Consider the following 22,995-nt stretch of genomic DNA (forward strand, 5'->3'; position numbering starts at 1 on the left):
CTCCTCAGCGGCGGGACATGTAGAGGTCGAGGGCCTTGTGCAGCAGCTTGTTCAGCGGGAAGTCCCACTCGCCGAGGTACTCGGCCGCCTGGCCGCCGGTGCCGACCTTGAACTGGATCAGACCGAACAGGTGGTCGTTCTCGTCCAGGGTGTCACTGATTCCGCGCAGGTCGTACACGCCGCCGCCGAGGGCGTAGGCGTCGCGCATCATCCGCCACTGGATCGCGTTGGACGGCTTGACCTCGCGCTTGTGGTTGGCCGAGGCGCCGTAGGAGTACCAGACGTGCTCGCCGACCACCAGCATCGTGGTCGCGGCCAGCGGTTCGCCCTCGTGGTAGGCGATGTAGAGCCGCATCCGGTTCTGGTCCTCGGCGGTGAGGGCCTTCCACATCCGCTGGAAGTAGGACAGCGGGCGCGGGGTGAACTTGTCGCGCTCGGCGGTCACCAGGTAGAGCTGGTGGAAGATCGGCAGCTCGTCGTAGCCGCCCTGGTACACCTCGACGCCGCTCTTCTCGGCCTTCTTGATGTTGCGGCGCCAGAGCTGGTTGAAGTTCTTGTGGATGTCGTCCAGCGAGCGGTTGGCCAGCGGCACCTGGAAGACGTAGCGCGGCTGGACGTCGCCGAAACCGGCGCCGCCGTCCTCGCCCTGCAGCCAGCCGGCCTTGCGCAGCCGGTCGGCCACCTCGAAGGCGCGCGCCTCGTACCAGTCGGCCTCGACGTCGCGCAGGCGCTTGGCCTGCTTGGCGGCGATGGCCTCCTTGATGGTGGGGGCGTTCCAGCGGCGGATGACGATCGGCGGGCCCATTTTCACCGAGAACGCGCCCTGCGACTTCAGGTGCGCCAGCATCGGGGAGAGCCAGCGGTCGAGGTCGCGGTCGAACCAGTCGATGACCGGGCCCTCGGGCAGGTAGGCGAGGTAGCGCTTGACCTTGGGCAGCTGGCGGTAGAGCACCAGGCCGGCGCCGACCAGCTGGTTGTGCTCGTCGAACCAGCCGATCGACTCGGAGCGCCACTCGGCCTTCACGTCGCCCCAGGACGGCACCTGCATGTGGCTGGCCGAGGCACGGCTCCTGATGAAGGCGAGGTGCTCCTCGCGGGTGATCGTCCTCAGGCGAAGGCTCATTGCTCGGTGCTCCTCGTCGGTCGGGCTGCGGTGGCCCCAGGTTCTCGGGGTGACCCTATCGTCCGGGGCCCGGGGGCCCGCCGGTGCGGGCACGACGGAGCCCCCGTCGCGTACCTGTCTTCTTGCAGATACGCGACGGGGGCGCCGAGGGTTCCGTGGGCCCGCCGGCTCAGCCCACCAGACCGCCGCGGGCGATGCCGAGGTAGAAGCCGATCGCGGAGGCGCCGAGCGTGATCATCAGGACGAAGCGCTCGGCGGTGGTGACCGAGACGTACATGCCCCAGAGCCCCGTGGCGATCCCGGCCAGGCCGGTCCACGAGGTCAGCACGTGCAGGTTGTGGAAGAACGAGGTGGTGAAGGCGATCACGCCCAGCACGGCGGTCAGTGCCACCAGGGTGTTCTCGCGGGGGTGCGGGTGGCCGTCGGTGTTCAGCGTGAGCGCGGGCATGCGGTGGACGGACTGGGCCATGAGTCCCACCTCCTGGCGTGGAGACGAACGGGCAGGAATCCCGTTCCGTCCAGATTGCGGCGGTTGGGTCGCTCTCACAACCCCTATGCGTTTTGTTCGGCCGTCCGGGTGCAGGTAGGCTGTGCCGTCTGCACTGGTGTAGTTGTGCCCCCTTGTGCCCTCTTCCGGGCGACATCCTCTTTCGGGTGAGCGGGGGCCGACTGTCGGACCCGGCCGCTACGGTGGGCCGGAGTCGTCACTGCTCCGGTGCCGACGCTACGCACAACCCTCCTGCCACGGAGAGACCGTGGCCGCTGAGTCCAAAGGAGGTGGGTTACTCATGCGTCACTACGAGGTGATGGTCATCCTCGACCCCTCGGTCGAGGAGCGCGCTGTCTCCCCCCTGATCGAGAACTTCCTCACTGTCGTCCGCAACGGCGGCGGCAAGGTGGAGAAGGTCGACACCTGGGGTCGTCGCCGTCTGGCTTACGAGATCAACAAGCAGTCCGAGGGCATCTACTCGGTCATCGACCTGAAGGCCACGCCTGAGGTCGTCAAGGAGCTCGACCGCCAGATGGGCCTGAGCGAGTCGGTTCTGCGGACCAAGGTCCTGCGCCCGGACACCCACTGAGCCACCTCTGAGGCCTTCGGGTCTCGGGTAGCTCGCGTCCGCTGTTTCACGTGAAACAGCGGTGAACGGACATCTTCCCGAGAGGTCATCACCACCATGGCAGGCGAGACCGTCATCACCCTCGTCGGCAATCTCGTCGACGACCCCGAGCTGCGTTTCACCCCGTCGGGTGCGGCGGTCGCGAAGTTCCGCATCGCGTCCACCCCCCGCACCTTCGACCGTCAGACGAACGAGTGGAAGGACGGCGAGAGCCTCTTCCTCACGTGCAACGTCTGGCGTCAGCCGGCGGAGAACGTGGCTGAGTCGCTGCAGCGCGGCATGCGCGTCATCGTGCAGGGCCGGCTGCGCCAGCGGTCTTACGAGACCAAGGAAGGCGAGAAGCGGACGGTCTTCGAGGTCGAGGTCGACGAGGTGGGCCCGAGCCTGCGCTCGGCGACCGCGAAGGTCACCCGGGCCAACCGGTCCGGTGGCCCCGGTGGTCCTGGTGGCGGCTTCGGCGGCCAGCAGGGTGGCGGCCAGGGCGGTTGGGGCGGCGGTGGCGGCCAGCAGGGCGGCGGCTGGGGTGGAAACTCCGGCGGCGGCCAGTCCGGCCCCTCCGACGACCCGTGGGCGTCCAGCGCCCCGTCCGGCGGCAACCAGGGCGGCGGCTGGGGTGCCCCGTCCGGTGGCGGCTTCTCGGAAGAGCCCCCGTTCTAAGAGCTGACAGATTTCGTGCGGCCCGGCCGTCGGCGTCCCCGGACGCCCGCCGGGCCGTGAACCCCAAATGGAGCACACCATGGCGAAGCCGCCTGCTCGCAAGCCGAAGAAGAAGGTTTGCGTCTTCTGCAAGGACAAGGTCAACTACGTTGACTACAAGGACACGAACCTGCTGCGGAAGTACATCTCCGACCGCGGCAAGATCCGTGCCCGCCGGGTCACCGGCAACTGCACCCAGCACCAGCGTGACGTCGCCACGGCCGTGAAGAACAGCCGTGAGATGGCGCTGCTGCCCTACACCAGCACCGCGCGCTAAGAGAGGGTGACCGAGTAATGAAGATCATCCTCACGCACGAGGTCCCGGGTCTCGGCTCCGCCGGCGAGGTCGTCGAGGTCAAGGACGGCTACGCCCGCAACTACCTGGTCCCGCGTGGCTACGCCATCCGCTGGACCAAGGGTGGTCAGAAGGACGTCGACGCCATCCGTCGCGCCCGCAAGATCCACGAGATCCAGACCCTCGAGGCCGCCAACGAGGTCAAGGGCAAGCTCGAGGGCGTCCAGGTCAAGCTGGCCGTTCGCTCGGGTGACGCCGGCCGTCTGTTCGGTTCGGTGACCCAGTCCGACGTCGTCGAGGCCATCAAGGCCGCCGGCGGCCCGGCTGTGGACAAGCGCGCCGTCGCGATCGCCTCGCCGATCAAGACCGTGGGCACCCACAAGGTCTCGGTCAAGCTGCACTCGGACGTCGTGGCCAACCTCGACGTCGCCGTCGTGGCTGCCTGAGTTCCGTAGCAGTGGCCTGAGGGCCGGACTCCCCAGGGGGAGTCCGGCCCTCGGTCGTTTTCGCGGGGGCGGGGTGCTAACCCCGGACGGCGCCGGTGACCAGCCAGCGGCCGCCGCGGGCGCGGGCCGCCAGGAAGACCGCGCGGACCAGCATGAACAGGTTCATCGCCCACCAGAGCCCGGCCAGCCCGGTGCCGCTGGCCGGAACCGCGGCCGCCGCCGGGGTGAAGACCGCCAGGGTCGCGAGCGCCGCCCAGGCCAGGTACGGGCCGTCGCCGGCGCCCATCAGCACGCCGTCCAGCACGAAGACCAGGCCGGCCACCGGCTGGCTGAGCGCGAGCAGCAGCAGGGCGGTGTCCAGCTGTGCCCGCACCGACGGATCGGGCGTGAACAGCGGGACGTACAGCGGGCGGGCGAGCACCACCAGCAGGCCGAGCACCACCCCGGAGCCGACACCCCACTGGACCATCCGCCGGGTGGCGGCCTTGGCGCCCGTGACGTCCGAGGCGCCCAGGTAGCGGCCGATGATGGCCTGCCCGGCGATCGCGATGGCGTCCAGCGCGAAGGCCAGGAAGCTGAACAGCGTCATGGTGATCTGGTGCGCGGCCACCTGGTCGTCGCCGAGCCGGGCGGCCACCGCGGTGGCGATCATCAGCACCCCGCGCAGACTGACCGTCCGGACCAGCAGCGGACCGCCCGCCCTGGCACTGGCCCGGATGCCCGTTGCGTCGGGCCGTAGCGAGGCCCGCTCGCGGCGGGCGCCGCGCACCACCACGGTCAGGTAGACGGCGGCCATCCCGGTCTGTGCCAGCACGGTGCCCCAGGCCGAGCCGGCCACCCCGAGCCCGGCGCCGTACACCAGGCCGACGTTCAGGCCGAGGTTGGCGGTGAAGCCCGCGACCGCCACCAGCAGCGGTGTGCGGGTGTCCTGGAGCCCGCGCAGCACACCGGTGGCGGCCATCACCAGCAGCATCGCCGGGATGCCCAGGGAACTGATCCGCAGGTACGTCACCGCGTACGGCGCGGCGGTCGGCGAGGCGCCCAGGAGGTCGGCCACCCAGGGGGCCAGCAGCACGGTGAGCAGGACCACCGGGACGGCCAGCCCGAGGGCGAGCCAGAGGCCGTCGACGCCCTGCTGGACGGCGCCCCGGCGGTCCCCGGCGCCGATCCGGCGGGCCACCGCGGCGGTGGTGGCGTAGGCGAGGAAGACGAACGCGCCGGTCGCGGTGGTGAGCGCGGCGGAGGCGACGCCGACCCCGGCGAGCTGGGGGGTGCCGAGGTGGCCGACGATCGCCGAGTCGGCCATCAGGAACAGCGGCTCGGCGACCAGCGCGCCGAAGGCCGGGATCGCCAGGGCGAGGATCTCGCGGTCGTGTCGGCGTATGGAGGGCTCGGTGGGGGCGGCGGTCATGGGCTCCAGGGTACTCATCCACAGGTAACGACTGCTAGGCGCTTTGGGTCATTACTCGATACCTTGAGCGACGAGCTCCGTCCGCTGTGCGCCCACAGCCGTTCGGAGGTGTGTGAAGAATTTCTCATGCACAGGCCCGGCAAGAGGTAATCGCAGGTCAGCCGGTTGACGGTGGATCGATCGTCCGGTTATCCACAGGAGCTTCCACAGGGGTGTCCACAGCTTTGCGGCAGTTCTCCACAGCCCGGGGCCACTCGTCCACACCCCCTGTGGATAACCGCCTTGGCGCAAGGGCTCCCGGCGCCTTAGCGTGGGCTCTCCGCCCGACACTCCCGCCCGCCTCGGCGTCCGATTTGTCGGTGCCGTGGCGTACAAAGAGGAGCGGATCCGCTCCACCCAGCCACCGGCAAGGCCCGCTCCAACTCGCACCACTCGCTGATCGGGGAACACGCGTGACCGGCCCCCAGTACGACGACCACGACGCCCCGCCGCCGGAGGAGGACTGGCAGACCGCCGAGGATCCCTTCCCGGTCGGCGCCTTCGACGACGCCCCCTTCCCGGACGGCCCCGGCGACCGGCTCCCGGTCTCCCGCAACCGCGGCGGTCAGGGCGGCCAGGGTGGCGGCCGGGGCGAGGGTTTCCGCAAGGGCGGTGGCTTCAAGAAGGGTGACCGCCGGGACGACCGCGACCGCCGCGAGGACGAGGGCCAGGGCGGCGTCGACGGCTTCGAGCGCGTCCCCCCGCAGGACCTCGCCGCCGAGCAGTCCGTCCTGGGCGGCATGCTGCTGTCCAAGGACGCCATCGCCGACGTCGTCGAGGTGCTCAAGCCGGCCGACTACTACCGGCCTGCGCACGAGATGGTCCACGGCGCGATCCTCGACCTCTACGCCCGCGGCGAGCCGGCCGACCCGATCACCGTGGCCGGCGAGCTGACCAAGCGCGGCGAACTGCAGCGCGTCGGCGGCGCCTCCTACCTGCACACCCTGGTCAACTCCGTCCCGACCGCGGCCAACGCCGAGTACTACGCCCAGATCGTCCACGAGCGGGCCGTGCTGCGCCGCCTGGTCGAGGCCGGCACCCGGATCGCCGGCATGGGCTACGCGGCCGAGGGCGACGTGGACGAGATCGTCAACGCCGCCCAGGCGGAGATCTACGCCGTCACCGAGCAGCGCACCAACGAGGACTACGCGCCGCTGGCCGACATCATGGAGGGCGCCCTCGACGAGATCGAGGCGATCGGCTCCCGGCAGGGCCAGATGTCCGGCGTGCCCACCGGCTTCGCCGACTTCGACCAGCTCACCAACGGCCTGCACCCCGGTCAGATGATCGTCATCGCGGCCCGCCCCGCCATGGGTAAGTCCACCCTGGCGCTGGACTTCGCCCGCGCCTGCTCGATCCACCACAAGCTGCCGAGCGTGATCTTCTCGCTCGAAATGGGCCGCAACGAGATCGCCATGCGTCTGCTCTCCGCCGAGGCCCGGGTCGCGCTGCACCACATGCGCTCCGGGAACATGACGGACGACGACTGGACCCGGGTCGCCCGCCGGATGCCCGACGTCAGCGAGGCGCCGCTGTTCATCGACGACTCGCCGAACCTGTCGATGATGGAGATCCGTGCCAAGTGCCGCCGGCTCAAGCAGCGCAACGACATCAAGCTGATCGTGATCGACTACCTCCAGCTCATGCAGTCCGGCGGCTCCCGCCGGGCCGAGAACCGCCAGCAGGAGGTCTCGGACATGTCCCGTAACCTCAAGCTGCTGGCCAAGGAGCTGGAAGTCCCGGTCATCGCGCTCTCGCAGCTGAACCGTGGTCCCGAGCAGCGCACCGACAAGCGGCCGATGGTCTCGGACCTGCGTGAGTCCGGCTCCATCGAGCAGGACGCCGACATGGTCATCCTGCTGCACCGCGAGGACGCGTACGAGAAGGAGTCCCCGCGCGCGGGCGAGGCCGACCTGATCGTCGCCAAGCACCGTAACGGTCCGACCGCCACCATCACCGTGGCCTTCCAGGGCCACTACTCGCGCTTCGTCGACATGACCAGGGACTGAGCCCATCGGTCAGTCGTACGCGGAGCTCCCGTGGTGGAAACGACGCCGCGATGGGCTACTGTCCCTGCGATGAGGCAGAGACGACTGTGGCCGCCTGGCAGGCGCGGTGCCGAGAACGCCCCGGCCGCGGGGTCCAGACTGGGCTGGCTCGACGCGCTGCGCGGGCTGGCCGCACTGGTGGTGGCGCTGCACCACTTCGGCATCCTCGAACTGCTGCCGTTCGGCGGGGCGGTCTGGGCGCACTTCGACCTCGGCCTGTACGGGGTGATGGTGTTCTTCCTGGTCAGCGGCTACATCATCCCGGCCTCGCTGGAGCGCCGGGGTGACGTGCGGGCGTTCTGGGTGGGGCGCCTCTTCCGGATCTACCCGGCGCTGATCGCCACCTACGTGGTGGCCATCGCGATCCTGCCCAAGGGGGACGGCTCGGTCGCGCTGTTCCGGACCGGCCACGACCTCATCTCGCTGACGGCCAACGCCACCATGCTCCAGGACATGCTGAACGTGGTGAACGGCATGGGCGTGACCTGGACCCTGACCTACGAGATGGTCTTCTACTTCCTGGTCACCGGTCTGTTCACGCTGGGCTGGCACAAGCGCAGCAGCGTGTTCGCGGTGGGCTTCGCCGCGGTGGGCCTGCTGTTCGGCGGCACGCTGGTCGCCGATGTCTTCGGCCACGACGTCGACTCCACCCGGCACCTGGTGCTGGCGGCGGCGCTGATCGTGCTGATGGGCTTCGTCTGCATGCTCAGCGGCAACCCGGCGCTGACCCGGATCGGCGGCCTGCTGGTGGGCGCCCTGGGCGCCGTGCTGCTGTTCACCAACAGCCGGGCGCCCGGTTTCGAGACCCTGACGATCTTCGCGACGATGTTCGCCGGCACGGTGCTCTACCGGGCCGAGCACGGGCAGATCGACCGGACGCAGGCCTGGCTGGTCTGCGGTTTCGTGGTGGTCTCCGGCGTGGCCATCGGGTGGATGTACAACCGCAACGGCATGGAGAACTCCACCTGGACCTCGGGCTGGGTCGCGTGGTGCCTGTCCTACACCGGGGCCTGGGCGACCTTCCTCGGTGCGATGGCGCTGCGCAAGCGGCGCTTCCCGAAGGTGCTGACCTGGCTCGGCGCGGTGAGCTTCTCGCTGTACCTGCTGCACCTCCACCTGCTGCACACGATCGGCCCGATGGTCGGCGTCCCGCCGCGACCCACCGCGACGGGGGCCAAGGTGCTCTGGACGGCCGAGTTCCTGTCGGTGTCGCTGGTGGCCGCCTACCTGATGTACCGGCTGGTGGAACTGCCGTTCCAGAAGCTCGGCCGGAAGGCGCTGAAGACGCTCGAACGGGTCCTGCCGGCACCGCCGGCCCAGCCCGCGCCCGCGGCACCGGCCCAGGGCGTACCGGCCCCGGCGGCTCCGACCGAGCCGAAGGTCCCGGCCGAGTCGGGTTCGCGCAGCGGCTGAGCGGCTCGCCACGGACATCGAAGGGCCCGCACCCCGGGGTGCGGGCCCTTCGCGTCGGTCCGGGGTGCCGGGTCAGATGCTGACGGTGGCGCGGAAGAGCGTGCTGCCGGTGCCGGCGAGGCGGGTCGGGGCGCCGGTGGCCGGGAGGAAGGCCGACTGGCCGCGGGCGAGGTCCAGGGCGGTGCCGTCGGTGGCGGTGAGCCGCACCGCGCCCTCGGTGCAGAGCAGGATCTGCGGGGTGCGGCCGTCGATCTCGCGCTCGACGCCGTCCAGCTCGAAGCGGGAGAGCCGGAACTCGTCGATCGGGACGGGGTAGAGCTGCTCGCCGGGAGTCGCCGCGACGGGGACGGGACGGACGATCCGGGCTGCGCCGGGCTCGAAGACCACGACCTTCAGCAGCTCCGGCACGTCGATGTGCTTGGGGGTGAGACCGGCCCGCAGCACGTTGTCCGAGTTGGCCTGCAGTTCGACGCAGGCGCCGGACAGGTAGGCGTGCGGCACCCCGGCGCCCAGGTAGAGCGCCTCGCCGGCGCGCAGCCGGAAGTGGTTGAGCAGGAAGGCGGTGATCAGGCCGCGGTCCTCCGGGAAGTCCTCGGCGATCCTGGCGTACGGGGCGTAGTCCCAGTCCGGGTCGCCGTCGTCGCCCTCCACCAGCGCCCGGGCGGTCTCCCGGGCGATCCGCTCGGCGGTCCGGTCGTCCATGGTGAGGACGGCGGCCAGGGCTCCGCGCAGCGCCTCGGCCTCGTCCTCGGCGGACAGCAGGTCGATCAGCGCGTCGTGCCCGGGCACCGAGAGCCCGGCCATCAGCTCGGCCGCCTCGGCGGGCCGGCGGAAGCCGCACAGGCCCTCGAACTCGCCCAGCGCGCAGATCATTTCGGGCTTGTGGTTGTCGTCGCGGTAGCTGCGCTCGGGGGCGTCCAGCGGTATCCCGAGGGCGTTCTCGGCGGCGAAGCCGGCCTTGGCCTGGTCCAGCGTGGGGTGCGCCTGGATGGACAGCGGGGTGCCCGCGGTGAGGACCTTGAACAGGAACGGCAGGGTCGGGCCGAACCTGGCCACGCTCGCCGGGCCGAGCTCGCCCTCGGGGTCGGCCGCGATCAGTTCGTCCAGCCGCCGCGGCCCCTCGCCGCGGTCGGCGCGGGACGGGTCGCCGGGGTGGGCGCCCATCCACAGCTCGGCCTGCGGTTCGCCGGTCGGCTGCTGCCCCAGCAGCTCGGGCAGGGCCGTGAGCGACCCCCAGGCATACGGGCGGACGGTGTTGACGAGCCTGTCCATGCGCGCGGTCCTACTCCTTCGCTGTCTGGGCGGGTCTGCCGGATCGCCGGGGCGGGCCCGGCGGTGCGGGGAGTCCGGGCACGGGCAAGGGCATCGACCCTAGCCCACCTGCCGGACCCACGGGGAAACGGTGGTCATCCGGTGGGAGTGCCATGGTCGGACCGGTGGTTCCCGGGCGCGGTAGTAGGATGCCAGGACGCAGTAGTCCCAGCCCCGCACAGCATTCTCCACCGTGGTCAACCCCGTCGGCGGGCTGTCGGCGGGACCGCGTTCCAGAGTGCGGGCGACGGTGTTCTGATACTCCCCGCCACCGGCCGAGAGGTTTGTACGTGACCGTGAACCAGCAGAGTTTTGCTGATCTCGGCAGGGTCCTGGTGATCATCCCGACTTACAACGAGGCGGAGAACGTCGAGCGGATCGTCGGCCGGGTCCGCGCCTCGGTGCCCGAGGCGCACGTGCTGGTCGCCGACGACAACAGCCCCGACGGCACCGGCGAGCTGGCCGACAAGCTGGCCGCCGAGGACCAGAACGTGCACGTCATGCACCGCAAGGGCAAGGAGGGCCTGGGCGCCGCCTACCTCGCGGGCTTCCGCTGGGGCATCGACAACGGCTACGACGTCCTGGTCGAGATGGACGCGGACGGCTCGCACCAGCCCGAGGAGCTGGACCGGCTGCTGGGCGCGCTGCGCGGCGCCGACCTGGTGCTCGGCTCGCGCTGGGTGCCGGGCGGCCGGGTGGTGAACTGGCCGAAGTCGCGCCTGCTGCTCTCGCGCGGCGGCTCCACCTACTCGCGGCTGATGCTGGGCGTGCCGATCCGGGACGTCACCGGCGGCTACCGGGCCTTCCGCAAGGAGACCCTGCAGGGGCTGGGCATGGACCAGGTGGCCTCGGCCGGGTACTGCTTCCAGGTCGACCTGGCCTGGCGCACGGTGAAGGCCGGGTTCAAGGTCGCCGAGGTGCCGATCACCTTCGTCGAGCGCGAGCTGGGCGCGTCCAAGATGAGCCGCAACATCGTGATCGAGGCGCTCTGGCGGGTCACCTCCTGGGGTGTCGCCGACCGGGTGGCCCGACTGCGTGGTCGCCTGACCAAGCGCTGAGTCCTGGGCGAAGGGTCCGTCCGCCGGTTTCCGGCGGGCGGGCCCTTCGTCGTGTCCGGGGGTTTTCGGCTGCTGCGGCCCGGGCCGGTCAGCAGCCGCCCTTGAGGGCGCTCTCCGGCAGGTAGCGGTCGGCCCAGACGGCCAGTTCGGTGAGTGCGGGCTTCAGCGCGATGCCGCCCTCGGTGAGCCGGTAGCTGACCCGCAGCGGCGGGCCCGCGTCGACCTCACGGACGAGCATCCCGGCCTCGGCCAGCTCGGACAGCCGGTCGGAGAGCATCCGCTCGCTGATGCCCGGGACCGCGCGGCGCAGCTCGGAGAAGTAGGCCGGGCCGCTCTGGGCGAGCACGCCCAGCAGCAGGCCGGTCCAGCGCTTCCCGAGCAGGGTGAACACCCGGGTGAGGGCCAGCTCGACGTTGGTGCAGCCGCCCTGTTCCCCGGCGACGCACGCCTCCACGGCGGTGGGCGCCCCATCGGTCACTACCTCGTGCTCGGCCATGGGATCCAGACTACTCGTGCCACTAGTGACTGCAGAAAAGTAAGCTGCTATGGTACTTGCAGCTGCGGCGAAAACAGCAGCTACTTATTCTCTGGAGGTCCCTCATGCCCACGCTTCTGCACATCGACTCCTCCGCGGTGGCCGACGGCTCCGTCTCCCGCGAGGTCACGGCCGCCTTCCGGGCCGCCTGGCAGGCCGAGCACCCCGAGGGCACGGTGATCTACCGGGACCTCGCCGTCGACCAGATCCCGCACCTGGACGTCCACGGCATCACCGGCGGGTTCGTCCCGGCCGAGGGCCGCAGCGCCGAGCAGAGCGCCGCCTTCGCGCTGCGCGACGAGCTGATGGCCGAGCTGGAGGGCGCCGACGCCGTGCTGATCGGCACCCCGATGTACAACTTCACGATCCCGTCGACCCTCAAGGCCTGGCTGGACCAGGTGATCCTGATGGGCCGCACGGCCGGCGAGGAGCCCTCCGCCAAGGGCACCCCGGTCACCGTGGTCGCCGCCCGCGGCGGCTCGTACGCGCCCGGCGCCCCGCGCGAGCCGTACGAGTTCGTCACCACCTACCTGGAGAAGGTGCTGACCGGCATGCTCGGGCTGGAGGTCGACTTCATCGTTCCGGAGTTCACCCTGGCCGGGACCGTCCCGGCGATGGCCGACTTCGTGCCGAAGGCCGCCGAGTCCAAGGCGCAGGCGCTGGAGCAGGCCGCCCGCCGCGGCAAGGAGACCGCCGCCCTCGCCGCGGTGTGAGCCGTCCGAGCCGTGTGAGCCGCGTCTGAAGGCGCGCCCCGCCGGGCGCGCCTTCCGCGCGATCGGCCGCCGGTACTCCCATGCTGTAGGGCGCAGGGAGTCCGACCGCCGACCAGAGGGAGCAGCCCGTGACGTCGTCCCCGCCCGAGGAGAGCGCCGGTGCGGACCGGGCGGACGCCGAGCCCGCTGCGACCGATCCCGTGGCGGCCGACGCCGCCGCGCAGGCCGAGCGGCCCGCGCGGCCGCTGGAGGTCGCCGTCTTCACCGGTCCCGAGTCGGCCTTCTTCACCACCTCCACGCTGATCCTCGGCGAGCGGACCGCGATCCTGGTGGACGCCCAGCTCACCCGCAGCGCCGGGCGGGAACTGGCCGAGTGGGTCGCGGGCAAGGGCCGCCGGCTGCTCGCCATCGTGGTCACCCACCAGCACCCCGACCACTACTTCGGCGCCGAGGAGGTGCTGAAGCTCTTCCCGGACGCCCAGCTGCTGGCCGCGCCGGCGGTGGTCGAGGGCATCCGGCGCACCGTCGCCGCCAAGGTCGCGCAGTGGAAACCGGTGTACGGCGACGACATCCCCGACCACCCGCTGGTCCCGGCCCCGCTGCTGCCGCAGCCGCTGATGCTCGACCGCCAGGTGATCCCGGTGCTGCTGCTCGGCCAGGCCGACTGCGGGGAGTCCTCGGTCGTCCACGTGCCCAGCATCCGGACCGTGATCGCCGGGGACTTCGTCGGCAACGGCACCCACGTGTGGACCGCCGACACCACCCCGGCCCAGCGCGCCACCTGGGGGCACAACCTCGGCCGGATCGCCGACCTCGGGGTGGACCGGGTGATCGCCGGACACCGCGCCCCCGAACAGGGCGACGACGCGGCCCGGGTGCTCGCCTTCACCGGGGAGTACCTGCGGGACTTCGACCGGGCGCTGGCCGCGCACCCGGCCGACCCGGAGGCGTTGGTCACGGCGATGAGCGAGCGGTACGGGGAGCTGACCCTGCCGTCCTTCCTGGAACTGGGCGCGGTGGCGAACACCGCCCGGGAGGCGGCGGCGGAGGCCGAGGACGGGATCATCGACGCGGAGATCGTCGAGGACGACCCGCCCGAGTAGGGCCCGGCGCGGCCGGGCGGATACTGGCCGCATGACGCCGTACGACGTGATCGTCCCCGCGGGTGGGGCCGCCCGCCGCCTCGGCGGGGTCGACAAGCCCGGTCTGACCGTGGGGGAGACCACCCTGCTCGACCGGGTGCTCGCCGCCTGCGCGGGCGCCCGCACCACCGTGGTGGTCGGTCCCGCCCGGCCGACCGCGCGCGACGGGGTCCGCTGGACCAGGGAGCAGCCGCCCGGCGGCGGGCCGGTCGCCGCCGTCGCGGCCGGGCTCGACCTCGTCACCGCGGACACCGTGCTGCTGTTCGCCGCCGACCTGCCCTTCCTGGACCGGAGGACGGTGGACCGGCTGGTCGGCGCCCTCGACGCGGCCGACCCGACCGTGGCGGCCACCGTCCTGGTCGACGCCGGCGGACGCGAGCAGCCGCTCGCCGCCGCCTACCGGACCGCCCCGCTGCGGGCCGCGCTGGCAGGGCTCGGCGACCCGGACGGGCTGCCGCTGCGCCGGCTCGTCGGAGGGCTGTCCCGGCTGCTGGTGGCCGACACCGACAACGTCGCGTACGACTGCGACACCTGGGAGGACCTGGAGCAGGCCCGGGAGCGGGAGAAGTCCTGGCGGGAGAAGTCCTGAGGGTTCGCCGCGCGGCGGTCGCCAGGGACCTCACGGGGTCCGTCGCCGGTCCGTGAGGGAAACGACGCGCCTTGCACACGGGGTGAACACCTCGGGGAAACCGCCGATCAGGCAGCATGGGCGCATGGAGCGCACGCTGGAAGACTGGATCGCCGAGGTCAAGGCCGACCTGGGTATCGACCTGGACGTGGACGTCCGGGGCCTGCTCGACATGGCCCGGGTGGTCGCGCACGGGGTCGCCCGGCCGGCCGCGCCGCTGACCGCCTTTCTGATCGGCTACGCGGCCGCGCAGCAGGGCGGCGGGTCGCAGGCCGTGGCCGAGGCGTCCCGGCGGACCACGGCGCTCGCCGAGAGCTGGAGCGCCGCCGCCGGGCCGGGCGAGCCGTGAGCGAGGTCGGGCAGGCCACCGTGGCCACCCCGGCGACCGGCCCCGGCCTGCTGAGCTGGCCGCGGGCCCGGGAGACCGCGCGCCGGGCCGGGCTGCGCCCGCTGCCGGTGATCGGGCTGCCGCTGGCCGAGACGCTCGGCCACACCCTCGCCGAACCGCTGGGCGCGCTGACCGACCTGCCCGCCTTCGACACCTCCGCGATGGACGGCTGGGCGGTCGCCGGTCCCGGGCCCTGGCGGGTCGCCGGGCGGGTGCTGGCCGGCCGCACCGACGTGACGCCGCTGGCCGACGGCAGCGCCGTCGAGATCGCCACGGGGGCCCAACTTCCGCCCGGCGCCACCGCCGTACTGCGCCGCGAGCACGGTCGGGCGGACGGCGCGCTGCTGCACGACCGCGGCCCGCAGCAGCTGACCCCCGGTCAGGATGTCCGCCCTCGCGGCCAGGAGTGCCGCCGGGGCGAGGAGTTGCTGCCGGCCGGGACGGTGATCGGCCCGGCGGCGCTCGGCCTGGCCGCCGCCTGCGGCCACGACCGGCTCGCCGTCCGCCGCCGCCCGGTGGTCCAACTGTTGGTACTGGGCGACGAGTTGCTCGCCTCCGGGATTCCCGGGCCGGGGCTGGTCCGGGACGCGCTCGGACCGCTTCTGCCGCCCTGGCTGCGGGCGGCCGGTGCGGAGGTGGCCGAAGTCCGGTGCGTCCGCGACGACTTCGGGCTGCTGCGGGACGCGCTGCGGCACTCCACCGCCGACGTCGTGGTGACCACCGGCGGGACGGCCGCCGGGCCGGTGGACTTCCTGCACCGGGCGCTCGCCGAGTCCGGTGCCCGGCTGCTGGTGGACGGCGTCGCCGTGCGGCCCGGACACCCCATGCTGCTGGCCGAACTCCCCGGCGGGCGCCACCTGGTGGGCCTGCCGGGCAACCCGCTGGCCGCGGTCGCCGGGATGGTCACGCTCGCCCTGCCGCTGCTGCACGCCCGCGACGGGCGGTCCGTCGCCGCCCCCGCGCTCGCGCCGGCGGCCGTGCTGCTGCCCGGGCACCCGGTGGACACCCGGCTGCAGCCGGTGCGGCGCACCGTCGAGGGGGTCGTACCGCTCGCCTTCGACGGGCCCGCGATGCTGCGCGGCCTGGCGCGGGCGGAGGCGCTGGCCGTGGTCCCGCCCGGCGGGGCGGCGGCCGGGCAGGCCGTCGAGCTGGTGGAGGCGCCGTGAGCGAGCGATGGGGGCACCCCCGGCCGGAGGCCGGTGGGGTGGGCGCATGAGTGAGCGGAGCGAGCTCATCGTCGAAGGGTGCGCGTGGGCGAGTGCCCCTGCCGAGCGCAGCGAGGCGGGCGCATGAGCCGGTTGCGGCGGATCTCGGCGTCGGGGACCGAGCCGTGGGCGGACGCCGGGATCGTGCTGCCCGCCCGGCGGACCGCGCCGGCGCTCCGGCAGGTCGGCTCGCGGCTGATGCTGGCGCTGGCCCTCCTGGTCGCCACCTCGGTGATCGTGTACCTCGACCGGGGCGGCTACCACGACAACGCGGGCGGCGAGCTCGGCTTCCTGGACGCGGCGTACTACGCCACCGTGACGCTCTCCACCACCGGGTACGGCGACATCACCCCGTTCAGCGACAGCGCCCGTCTCACCAACATCTTCGTGATCACCCCGCTGCGCGTGCTGTTCCTGATCATCCTGGTCGGCACCACGCTGGAGGTACTCACCGAACGGACCCGCCTGCAATGGCGGTTGAACCGCTGGAGGTCCACCGTGCGCGAGCACACCGTCGTCATCGGCTTCGGGACGAAGGGGCGCAGCGCCGTCGACACCCTGCTCGGACAGGGGGTGAAGAAGGAGAAGATCGTCGTCGTCGACCCGCAGCCCAAGGTGATCGAGCACGCCTCGCAGCACGGCCTGGTCGGGGTGGTCGGCGACGCGACCCGGACCGACACCCTGGTGCGGGCCGCCCTGCCCACCGCGGCCCGGGTGGTGGTCGCGCCCGAGCGGGACGACACCGCCGTGCTGATCACCCTGACGGCGCGGCAGTTGAACAAGGCCGCCACCGTGGTCGCGGCGGTGCGGGAGGACGAGAACGCGCCGCTGCTGCGGCAGAGCGGCGCCGACGTCGTGGTCACCAGCTCCAGTTCGGCCGGGCGGCTGCTCGGGCTGTCGATGCTCAGCCCGCACGCCGGAGCGGTGATGGAGGACCTGTTGACGTACGGGCACGGGCTGGATGTGGTGGAGCGGCCGGTCACCCGGGCCGAGGCCGGGCACAGCCCGCGCGAGTGCGCGGACCTGGTGGTCGCGGTGGTCCGGGGCCGACGGGTGCTCAACTACACCGAGCCGGAGGCCGCCGTGCTGCAGCTGACCGATCGGGTGATCGTCATCAAGTCGACCGACCGGCGAGGGGCCTGACCCGCGAACTGCCGTGAGTCGCAGTAGGTTCGGGGCATGTATGCGATGACGATTCCCGTACCCGGCGGCCCCGAGGCCCTGGTGTGGGCCGAGGTGCCCGACCCGGTCCCCGGCGAGGGCGAGGTCCTGGTCGAGGTGGCGGCCACCGCCGTCAACCGCGCCGACCTGCTTCAGCGGCAGGGCTTCTACAACCCGCCGCCCGGCGCCTCGCCCTACCCGGGGCTGGAGTGCGCCGGGCGGATCGTCGCGCTCGGGCCGGGGGTGTCCGGCTGGGCGGTCGGCGACGAGGTGTGCGCCCTGCTGGCCGGCGGCGGGTACGCGCAGCGGGTCGCGGTGCCGAGCGGGCAGCTGCTGCCGATCCCGAAGGGGCTGAGCGCGGAGCAGGCCGCGGCGCTGCCGGAGGTGGCCTGCACGGTCTGGTCCAACGTGTTCCTCACGGCCCACCTGCGGCCCGGTGAGACGGTGCTGCTGCACGGCGGCGCGAGCGGCATCGGAACGATGGCGATCCAGCTGGGCAAGGCGGTCGGCGCGCGGGTCGCGGTGACGGCGGGCAGCGCGGAGAAGCTGGCCCGGTGCGTCGAGCTGGGCGCGGACATCGCGATCGACTACCGCGAGCAGGACTTCGTCGAGGTGCTCCGGGAGGCCACCGACGGGGCCGGGGCGGACGTGATCCTGGACATCATGGGCGCCAAGTACCTGCAGCGGAACGTGGACGCGCTGGCGGTCAACGGACGGCTGGTGATCATCGGGCTGCAGGGCGGGGTGAAGGGCGAGCTCGACCTCAACGCGCTGCTGCGCAAGCGGGCGGCGGTGATCGCCACCAACCTGCGCGGGCGGCCGCTGGCGGAGAAGGCGGCGATCGTGGCGGCGGTGCGGGAGCACGTGTGGCCGCTGGTCGAGTCCGGCGTGGTGAAGCCGGTGGTGGACCGGGTGCTGCCGCTGGTCGAGGCCGGTGCGGGGCACCGGGTGCTGGAGGCGGGGGAGCAGGTCGGGAAGGTCGTGCTGAAGGCCTGAGCGGCGGGTCCGCAGGGCGGCGGGGTGGCCCGGGGCGTCTGAAATGCCGCATTCGGCGGAATGTGTGAGGCTGGTCCGGAGCTGTCCCGCCGCCGGCCCCGCCTCCGGGCGCGGTCGGCCGTCGGAAGGACTCCGACCGTGGCCGCATCATTCCACTCATCCCTCGGGCCGCTGCCCGCCGCGCCGCACCACCGTCGTACCCACCGCACCCAGAGGCTGCTCGCGGCGGCCGTGCTGGGGCTGATGCTCCCGCTGGCCGTCGCGACGGCGGCCCCCGCGACGACGACCGCCGCGGGGGCCCTGTCGGACACCGGGCTGAGCGTCGGGGCGGAGCCCTCGGTCGCACGGCCGCAACATCAGGGGCCCAGGCCGCGCCGGGCCGCCGGCGACTTCCCCCATGCCCATCGCCACCGCCTGGCCTCGGCGCCTGAGCGCCCCGGTGCGGCGGTCGAGCAGGCGCCGGACCGGGCGCCGGACCAGGCCGTCCAGCAGCCTCCCGCGCGGATCCCGGACCAGAGCGTCGAGCAGGCCCCGGACCAGGCCCCCGGCCAGGCCCAGGGCCGGAGCTTCGAGGCCGACCGGCCGGACAGCGACGCGGGCACCCCGGCCCCCGCCGACCCCACCGCCCCGGACACCGTCACGGGCACCTCCGACCAGCCCGTCGCAGCCCCCGCTGTCCCCGTCGTCCCCGCCGTCCTCCCGGCGCGCTGGCAGGACCCCTCCACCCTCCAGCTCCCCCTGGGCGTCGGCCTCGGCCTGATCGGCTGCGGTCTCGGTCTGATCGGCCTCCGCCTGCGGAAGGGCTGAACCGGGGCCCGCTTCGGCCCGCTTCGGCCCGTCGAGAGCACCCCTCCGGCCCTGCCGGAGGTGGAGGTTCGGTGCGGGTTCCGGGGTGGGCTCCTGGGGGGCGTGCGGCGGGAGTCGGTCGGGGCGGGGCGGGAACTGAGTATCCGTACGGATTCCCGCGCGGGGCGTGGGGGCGTACCGTCGTGACGGGGTGGCGCAGGACGGCGGGACGAACGGGGGCTTCCGCCCGACCAACCCCAGTGAGAGAGAATGTTGTTCATGACGAATCCGATGAACGAGCGCTCGTCGCAGGAGCCCTTCCGGGCCGCCGGCGGGCAGTCGCAGGACGGCCAGAAGGTGCTGATCGTCGGACCGGACGGGCTGCCGGTGGGCCAGGGGTTCGCCGGGCCGGCGGGAGACGGGGACGACGAGGGCGACCTCCCGCGTGAGCTCCCGGTGACCGAGATGGTCGAGCAGCCCGCCAAGGTCATGCGCATCGGCAGCATGATCAAGCAGCTGCTGGAGGAGGTCCGGGCCGCGCCTCTCGACGAGGCCAGCCGGGCCCGGCTGAAGGACATCCACGCCAGCTCGATCAAGGAACTGGAGCTCGGGCTGGCCCCGGAGCTGGTCGCCGAGCTGGAGCGGCTGTCGCTGCCGTTCACCGAGGACAGCATCCCGACCGAGGCCGAGCTGCGGATCGCCCAGGCCCAGCTGGTGGGCTGGCTGGAGGGCCTGTTCCACGGCATCCAGACCGCCCTGTTCGCCCAGCAGATGGCCGCGCGGGCCCAGCTGGAGCAGATGCGCCGCGCCCTGCCGCCCGGTCTGCACGGCGGCGAGCCGGACGAGGAGGAGCCTGGTCACGGCCGCGGCATCCGTTCCGGCCCCTACCTGTAGACAGCAGCCTGCGGACCGCAGCCTGTAGGCCGTCGCCGGACCGGACGTACCGCGACGATCCGCCCCGGGCCGCGGCGCCGTGGAGGGGCGCCGACGGCCCGGGGCCAGGATCGGCCCTGCACCGATCACCGTCGGCGAGAGCCGATACCCTGACCCCTGTCGCTGGCCGGTCGAGCCGCCGCGACAGGGGTCCGCCAGGCCAGCGGGCCGGGCCCACCACGCACGGACGAGACCGAACGTCACGGCTGCGGCAGCACGGCCGCGCCGAGGGGGAGCAGAGGACCATGAGCGAGCACGGCAACGCGGCGGTCGAGGGCTTCTCCCTGGGCAACGGCCGCTATGTGCTGCAGCGGCTGCTGGGTGAGGGCGGCATGGCCTCCGTGCACCTCGCGTACGACAGCGTGCTCGACCGGCAGGTCGCGCTGAAGAGCATGCACAGCGAGCTGGGCCGGGACGACTCGTTCAAGGAGCGGTTCCGCCGCGAGGCCCAGGCGGTGGCCCGGCTGGAGCACCCCAACATCGTCACGGTGTACGACAGCGGCGAGGACGTCGCTGCGGACGGCTCCAGCACGCCGTACATCGTCATGCAGCTGATCGACGGCAAGGGCCTGCGCGAGACGATCAACGAGGCGGTCGCCCAGTACGGCGCGGTGCCCACCGAAGAGGCCCTGAAGGTCACCGTCGGCGTGCTGAACGCGCTGGAGGCCTCGCACGACATGGGCCTGGTGCACCGCGACATCAAGCCCGGCAACGTCATGTTCGACCGCAAGGGCAACGTCAAGGTCATGGACTTCGGCATCGCCCGGGCGCTGGAATCCGGCGTCACGTCGATGACCCAGACCGGCATGGTGGTCGGCACCCCGCAGTACCTCTCGCCCGAGCAGGCGCTGGGCAAGCCGGTGGACGCCCGCTCCGACCTCTACTCGGTCGGCGTGATGCTCTTCGAGATGCTCACCGGCCAGCTGGTCTTCGACGGCGACTCGGCCTTCTCGATCGCCTACAAGCACGTCCAGGAGGAGCCGCCGGCGCCCTCCAGCCTCAACCGCTCGATCACCCCGGCCGTGGATGCCTACGTCGCCCAGGCGCTGCGCAAGGACCCGGCGCACCGCTTCCAGAGCGCGGCCGCGATGCGGGACGAGGCGGAGCGGCTGATCGCGGAGCTGAAGGGCGGCGGCGGACACTCGCTCCAGGCGAGCACCCCGCTGATGATCAAGGAGGGCCCGCGCGCGGTGCACGCCGCGCCGCAGGCCCCGCAGACCCCGCAGACCCCTCACCCCTTCCCCCAGCAGCCGCAGTACCAGACCCCGCCGCCCGCCTACCAGACCCCGGTCCCGCAGGCTCCGCACACGCCGCACCCCCAGTACCTCCAGCAAGGGGCGCAGCCGCAGTACCGGACGCCGCCGCCCGCCTACCAGACCCCGGCCCCGCAGCCGCAGTTCCACCAGCAGGGCGGGCAGCGGCCGATGCACACCCCGGTGCCGCAGCCGATGCCCCAGCCGATGCCGCCGTACCAGCAGCCGAAGCCCAACAGCGGCGGCTGCTCCACGGCGTTCGTGGTCGTCGCGATCATCGTCGGTGTGCTGGTGCTGGCCGGCATCATCATCGCGATCGTGGTGAACAAGGCGCAGGACAAGACCAAGAGCAAGTTCGGCGGGCACGCGGAGCGGCCGGCCGCGGTGCTGGTGCTGGACCAGCCGACCGACCGGAATGGCCTGCTCTGACGGTTTCCGGCAGGTTCGGGCTGTCACGGGTGCGCGCCGGAAGCGGTAGCGTTCGGGGATACGTAAGCGACAGGGCACCGCGATTCCGAGCGAACGCCCGGGGCGAGGAGCGATGGCACAGACGCAGCAGCCGGACGACGACGCGGGTGCCCGAGCGGACGGACGGACCGGCGGGACGCCGAGGATTCCCGAGCCGGGCAGCGAAGCCGCGACCTCCGCGCTGCCGCCGTTCGGCCGGAGCGGGCCGCAGACCCCCGGCCGCGGCACCGCCGCCCCGCTGGGCACGGTCGGCGACGGCCGCTACCGGCTGACCCACCGGCTCGGCCGCGGCGGCATGGCCGAGGTCTTCGCCGCCGAGGACGTGCGGCTGGGCCGCACCGTCGCGGTCAAGCTGCTCCGCGGCGAGCTGGCCCAGGACGACGTCGCCCGACTGCGCTTCACCCGCGAGGCACACGCCGTCGCGGCGCTGAACCACCACGCGATCGTCTCGGTCTACGACACCGGCGAGGAGTACGTCGGGGACGAGTCCACGCCGTACATCGTGATGGAGCTGGTCGAGGGCCGGACCGTCCGCGAGCTGCTGGTGGACGAGGAGGCGCCGCCGGTCGACCAGGCGCTGATCATCATCGCCGGGGTGCTGGAGGCGCTGGCCTACAGCCACCGGAACGGCATCGTGCACCGCGACATCAAGCCCGCCAACGTGAGCATCACCAACGCCGGCGCGGTCAAGGTGATGGACTTCGGCATCGCCCGGGCGCTGACCGGCGGGGCCACCACGATGACCCAGACCGGCATGGTCATGGGCACCCCGCAGTACCTGTCGCCCGAGCAGGCGCTCGGCAAGGCGGTCGACCACCGCTCCGACCTGTACGCGGCCGGCTGCATGCTCTACGAGCTGCTCACGCTGCGCCCGCCGTTCACCGGCGACACCCCGCTCTCGGTGGTCTACCAGCACGTCCAGGACCCGCCGGTGCCACCCTCGCAGGCCAACAGCCGGGTGCCGTACGGGCTGGACGCGCTGGTGCTGCGCTCGCTCGCCAAGAACCCGGACGACCGCTTCCAGGACGCCGACGAGTTCCGCGCCCACGTGCAGCACGCGCTGCGTGAGATGCACGGCGCGGCCGGGGCCGGCTGGGTCGGCGCGACGGCCGGCGACACCGGCGCCACCCAGGTGATCCGCCCGGACCAGTCGGCGGCCACCCAGGCCTTCGGTGCGGTCGGCGCGGGCGACCAGACCTCCGTGCTGCCGTACTCGACGGGCGGCCCGCGCACCCCCTCCTCGCCCTACCCGGCGGCCGGCGGCCCGTACGGCGGTGGCGGCGAGGACGACGGCGACCACGGCGACCACGGCTCCGGCCGTCGGCGCGGGCCCTGGGGCTGGGTGGTCGGCGGGCTCGCCGTGCTGCTCGCGGCCGGTGCCGGGATCGCCTTCGCCCTCAGCGGCGGCAGCGACAACGACAAGACGATCACGCCGAACACGCCCGCCCCGGTGGTCAGCACCACCGAGCCGAGCACGCCGACCCAGAGCGGCCAGACGACCCCGCCGCCGTCCGTCACCGGCAGTCGGCGGCCGCAGCAGCCGACCGACAACGGCAGCTACACCGGCAACGGCGGCGGTGGCTACAACAACGTGTCGCCGTCGCCGAATTCGGGCAAGCACACGCCGACCCCGACGCCGACCCAGACGGCGACGTCGACGCCCACCCACGTCCCCACGGCCACCTCGACGGGGACCAGCGGGCCGACCTCGGGGGGGTCGACGCCGACCTCGGGCGGCGGTGGCGGCCCGACCACGGCGCCGCCGACCTCCAAGCCGACCGGTGGCGGCGGTGGCACCGTGCCGCCGCCGGTGGTGACCGGCTGACGGG

At 72.7% G+C, this 22,995-nt stretch carries 22 protein-coding genes and 1 pseudogene; 18 read left to right on the plus strand and 5 right to left on the minus strand.

Features of this window, described 5'->3' with window-relative positions:
- Nucleotides 1-4: 4 nt before the first annotated feature.
- Both ACFVWU_RS00085 and ACFVWU_RS00090 read right to left on the minus strand, forming a co-directional pair.
- Complete coding sequence (locus ACFVWU_RS00085; RefSeq protein WP_387613280.1) at nt 5-1,123, minus strand: lipid II:glycine glycyltransferase FemX; 1,119 nt, start codon at nt 1,121-1,123, stop codon at nt 5-7.
- Nucleotides 1,124-1,292: 169 nt separating this feature from the next.
- Entirely contained in the window at nt 1,293-1,592 is a 300-nt protein-coding gene (locus ACFVWU_RS00090; RefSeq protein ID WP_387613283.1) for a hypothetical protein, read from the minus strand.
- Between the two features lie 319 nt (nt 1,593-1,911).
- Between ACFVWU_RS00090 and rpsF the strand changes: the two genes are divergently transcribed.
- The 4 genes from rpsF (at nt 1,912) to rplI (ending at nt 3,678) form a co-directional block, all read left to right on the plus strand.
- Nucleotides 1,912-2,202: a 30S ribosomal protein S6 gene (gene rpsF / locus ACFVWU_RS00095; RefSeq protein WP_030233085.1), complete on the plus strand. Its 291-nt coding sequence runs from the start codon at nt 1,912-1,914 to the stop codon at nt 2,200-2,202.
- Nucleotides 2,203-2,298: 96 nt separating this feature from the next.
- Nucleotides 2,299-2,898 (plus strand): single-stranded DNA-binding protein, encoded by a 600-nt coding sequence (locus ACFVWU_RS00100; protein ID WP_387613286.1) that lies wholly within the window; start codon nt 2,299-2,301, stop codon nt 2,896-2,898.
- 79 nt (nt 2,899-2,977) lie between these two features.
- Nucleotides 2,978-3,214, plus strand: coding sequence for a 30S ribosomal protein S18 (gene rpsR / locus ACFVWU_RS00105; protein WP_030059640.1), 237 nt, complete (start codon nt 2,978-2,980; stop codon nt 3,212-3,214).
- Nucleotides 3,215-3,231: 17 nt separating this feature from the next.
- Nucleotides 3,232-3,678: a 50S ribosomal protein L9 gene (gene rplI / locus ACFVWU_RS00110; RefSeq protein WP_270145722.1), complete on the plus strand. Its 447-nt coding sequence runs from the start codon at nt 3,232-3,234 to the stop codon at nt 3,676-3,678.
- Nucleotides 3,679-3,754: 76 nt separating this feature from the next.
- Here rplI and ACFVWU_RS00115 read toward each other — a convergent pair whose 3' ends face one another.
- Nucleotides 3,755-5,089, minus strand: coding sequence for an MATE family efflux transporter (locus tag ACFVWU_RS00115; protein WP_387613291.1), 1,335 nt, complete (start codon nt 5,087-5,089; stop codon nt 3,755-3,757).
- 452 nt (nt 5,090-5,541) lie between these two features.
- Here ACFVWU_RS00115 and dnaB point away from each other — a divergent pair, with 452 nt between their 5' ends.
- Both dnaB and ACFVWU_RS00125 read left to right on the plus strand, forming a co-directional pair.
- Nucleotides 5,542-7,137 carry a replicative DNA helicase gene (gene dnaB / locus ACFVWU_RS00120; RefSeq protein ID WP_387613293.1) on the plus strand — a complete coding sequence of 532 codons (1,596 nt, stop codon included), beginning with the start codon at nt 5,542-5,544 and terminating at the stop codon, nt 7,135-7,137.
- A 69-nt stretch (nt 7,138-7,206) separates the two neighbouring features.
- A complete protein-coding gene (locus ACFVWU_RS00125) occupies nt 7,207-8,589 on the plus strand; it encodes an acyltransferase family protein (RefSeq protein WP_387613296.1) in 1,383 nt (460 codons plus the stop codon).
- 72 nt (nt 8,590-8,661) lie between these two features.
- Here ACFVWU_RS00125 and manA read toward each other — a convergent pair whose 3' ends face one another.
- The gene (gene manA / locus ACFVWU_RS00130; RefSeq protein WP_387613299.1) at nt 8,662-9,861 is read right to left on the minus strand and encodes a mannose-6-phosphate isomerase, class I; all 1,200 of its coding nucleotides are present in this window, start codon (nt 9,859-9,861) and stop codon (nt 8,662-8,664) included.
- A gap of 329 nt (nt 9,862-10,190) precedes the next feature.
- Here manA and ACFVWU_RS00135 point away from each other — a divergent pair, with 329 nt between their 5' ends.
- Nucleotides 10,191-10,958, plus strand: coding sequence for a polyprenol monophosphomannose synthase (locus ACFVWU_RS00135; protein WP_387613302.1), 768 nt, complete (start codon nt 10,191-10,193; stop codon nt 10,956-10,958).
- Nucleotides 10,959-11,046: 88 nt separating this feature from the next.
- Here ACFVWU_RS00135 and ACFVWU_RS00140 read toward each other — a convergent pair whose 3' ends face one another.
- Nucleotides 11,047-11,454 (minus strand): winged helix-turn-helix transcriptional regulator, encoded by a 408-nt coding sequence (locus tag ACFVWU_RS00140; protein ID WP_387613305.1) that lies wholly within the window; start codon nt 11,452-11,454, stop codon nt 11,047-11,049.
- 104 nt (nt 11,455-11,558) lie between these two features.
- On the opposite strand from ACFVWU_RS00140, the gene ACFVWU_RS00145 reads away from it, so the two are divergent.
- The 11 genes and pseudogenes from ACFVWU_RS00145 to ACFVWU_RS00195 all read left to right on the plus strand — a co-directional run bounded on the left by ACFVWU_RS00145 (nt 11,559) and on the right by ACFVWU_RS00195 (nt 22,991).
- Nucleotides 11,559-12,206 carry an FMN-dependent NADH-azoreductase gene (locus ACFVWU_RS00145; protein WP_387613308.1) on the plus strand — a complete coding sequence of 216 codons (648 nt, stop codon included), beginning with the start codon at nt 11,559-11,561 and terminating at the stop codon, nt 12,204-12,206.
- 128 nt (nt 12,207-12,334) lie between these two features.
- Nucleotides 12,335-13,309, plus strand: a complete 975-nt coding sequence (locus ACFVWU_RS00150) for an MBL fold metallo-hydrolase (protein ID WP_387613311.1) — start codon at nt 12,335-12,337, stop codon at nt 13,307-13,309.
- A 31-nt stretch (nt 13,310-13,340) separates the two neighbouring features.
- On the plus strand, nt 13,341-13,937 hold the full coding sequence (locus tag ACFVWU_RS00155; protein ID WP_387613313.1) for a molybdenum cofactor guanylyltransferase: 597 nt from the start codon (nt 13,341-13,343) through the stop codon (nt 13,935-13,937).
- Nucleotides 13,938-14,043: 106 nt separating this feature from the next.
- Nucleotides 14,044-14,325, plus strand: a pseudogene (locus ACFVWU_RS00160) (DUF6457 domain-containing protein); the annotation flags it as partial.
- Nucleotides 14,322-15,530 carry a molybdopterin molybdotransferase MoeA gene (locus tag ACFVWU_RS00165; protein ID WP_387613316.1) on the plus strand — a complete coding sequence of 403 codons (1,209 nt, stop codon included), beginning with the start codon at nt 14,322-14,324 and terminating at the stop codon, nt 15,528-15,530. The pseudogene ACFVWU_RS00160 and the gene ACFVWU_RS00165, both read left to right, overlap by 4 nt.
- 123 nt (nt 15,531-15,653) lie before the next feature.
- On the plus strand, nt 15,654-16,712 hold the full coding sequence (locus tag ACFVWU_RS00170; protein ID WP_387613319.1) for a potassium channel family protein: 1,059 nt from the start codon (nt 15,654-15,656) through the stop codon (nt 16,710-16,712).
- Nucleotides 16,713-16,748: 36 nt separating this feature from the next.
- Nucleotides 16,749-17,726: an NAD(P)H-quinone oxidoreductase gene (locus ACFVWU_RS00175; RefSeq protein WP_387613322.1), complete on the plus strand. Its 978-nt coding sequence runs from the start codon at nt 16,749-16,751 to the stop codon at nt 17,724-17,726.
- Between the two features lie 138 nt (nt 17,727-17,864).
- Nucleotides 17,865-18,533 (plus strand): hypothetical protein, encoded by a 669-nt coding sequence (locus tag ACFVWU_RS00180; protein WP_387613325.1) that lies wholly within the window; start codon nt 17,865-17,867, stop codon nt 18,531-18,533.
- 258 nt (nt 18,534-18,791) lie between these two features.
- The gene (locus ACFVWU_RS00185; RefSeq protein ID WP_387613328.1) at nt 18,792-19,406 is read left to right on the plus strand and encodes a bacterial proteasome activator family protein; all 615 of its coding nucleotides are present in this window, start codon (nt 18,792-18,794) and stop codon (nt 19,404-19,406) included.
- 284 nt (nt 19,407-19,690) lie between these two features.
- Nucleotides 19,691-21,127 (plus strand): protein kinase, encoded by a 1,437-nt coding sequence (locus tag ACFVWU_RS00190; RefSeq protein ID WP_387613330.1) that lies wholly within the window; start codon nt 19,691-19,693, stop codon nt 21,125-21,127.
- Between the two features lie 112 nt (nt 21,128-21,239).
- The gene (locus ACFVWU_RS00195) at nt 21,240-22,991 is read left to right on the plus strand and encodes a protein kinase (RefSeq protein ID WP_387613332.1); all 1,752 of its coding nucleotides are present in this window, start codon (nt 21,240-21,242) and stop codon (nt 22,989-22,991) included.
- Nucleotides 22,992-22,995: the final 4 nt, after the last annotated feature.

Source organism: Kitasatospora sp. NPDC058190, assembly GCF_042883685.1.
Classification (GTDB): Bacteria; Actinomycetota; Actinomycetes; order Streptomycetales; family Streptomycetaceae; genus Kitasatospora.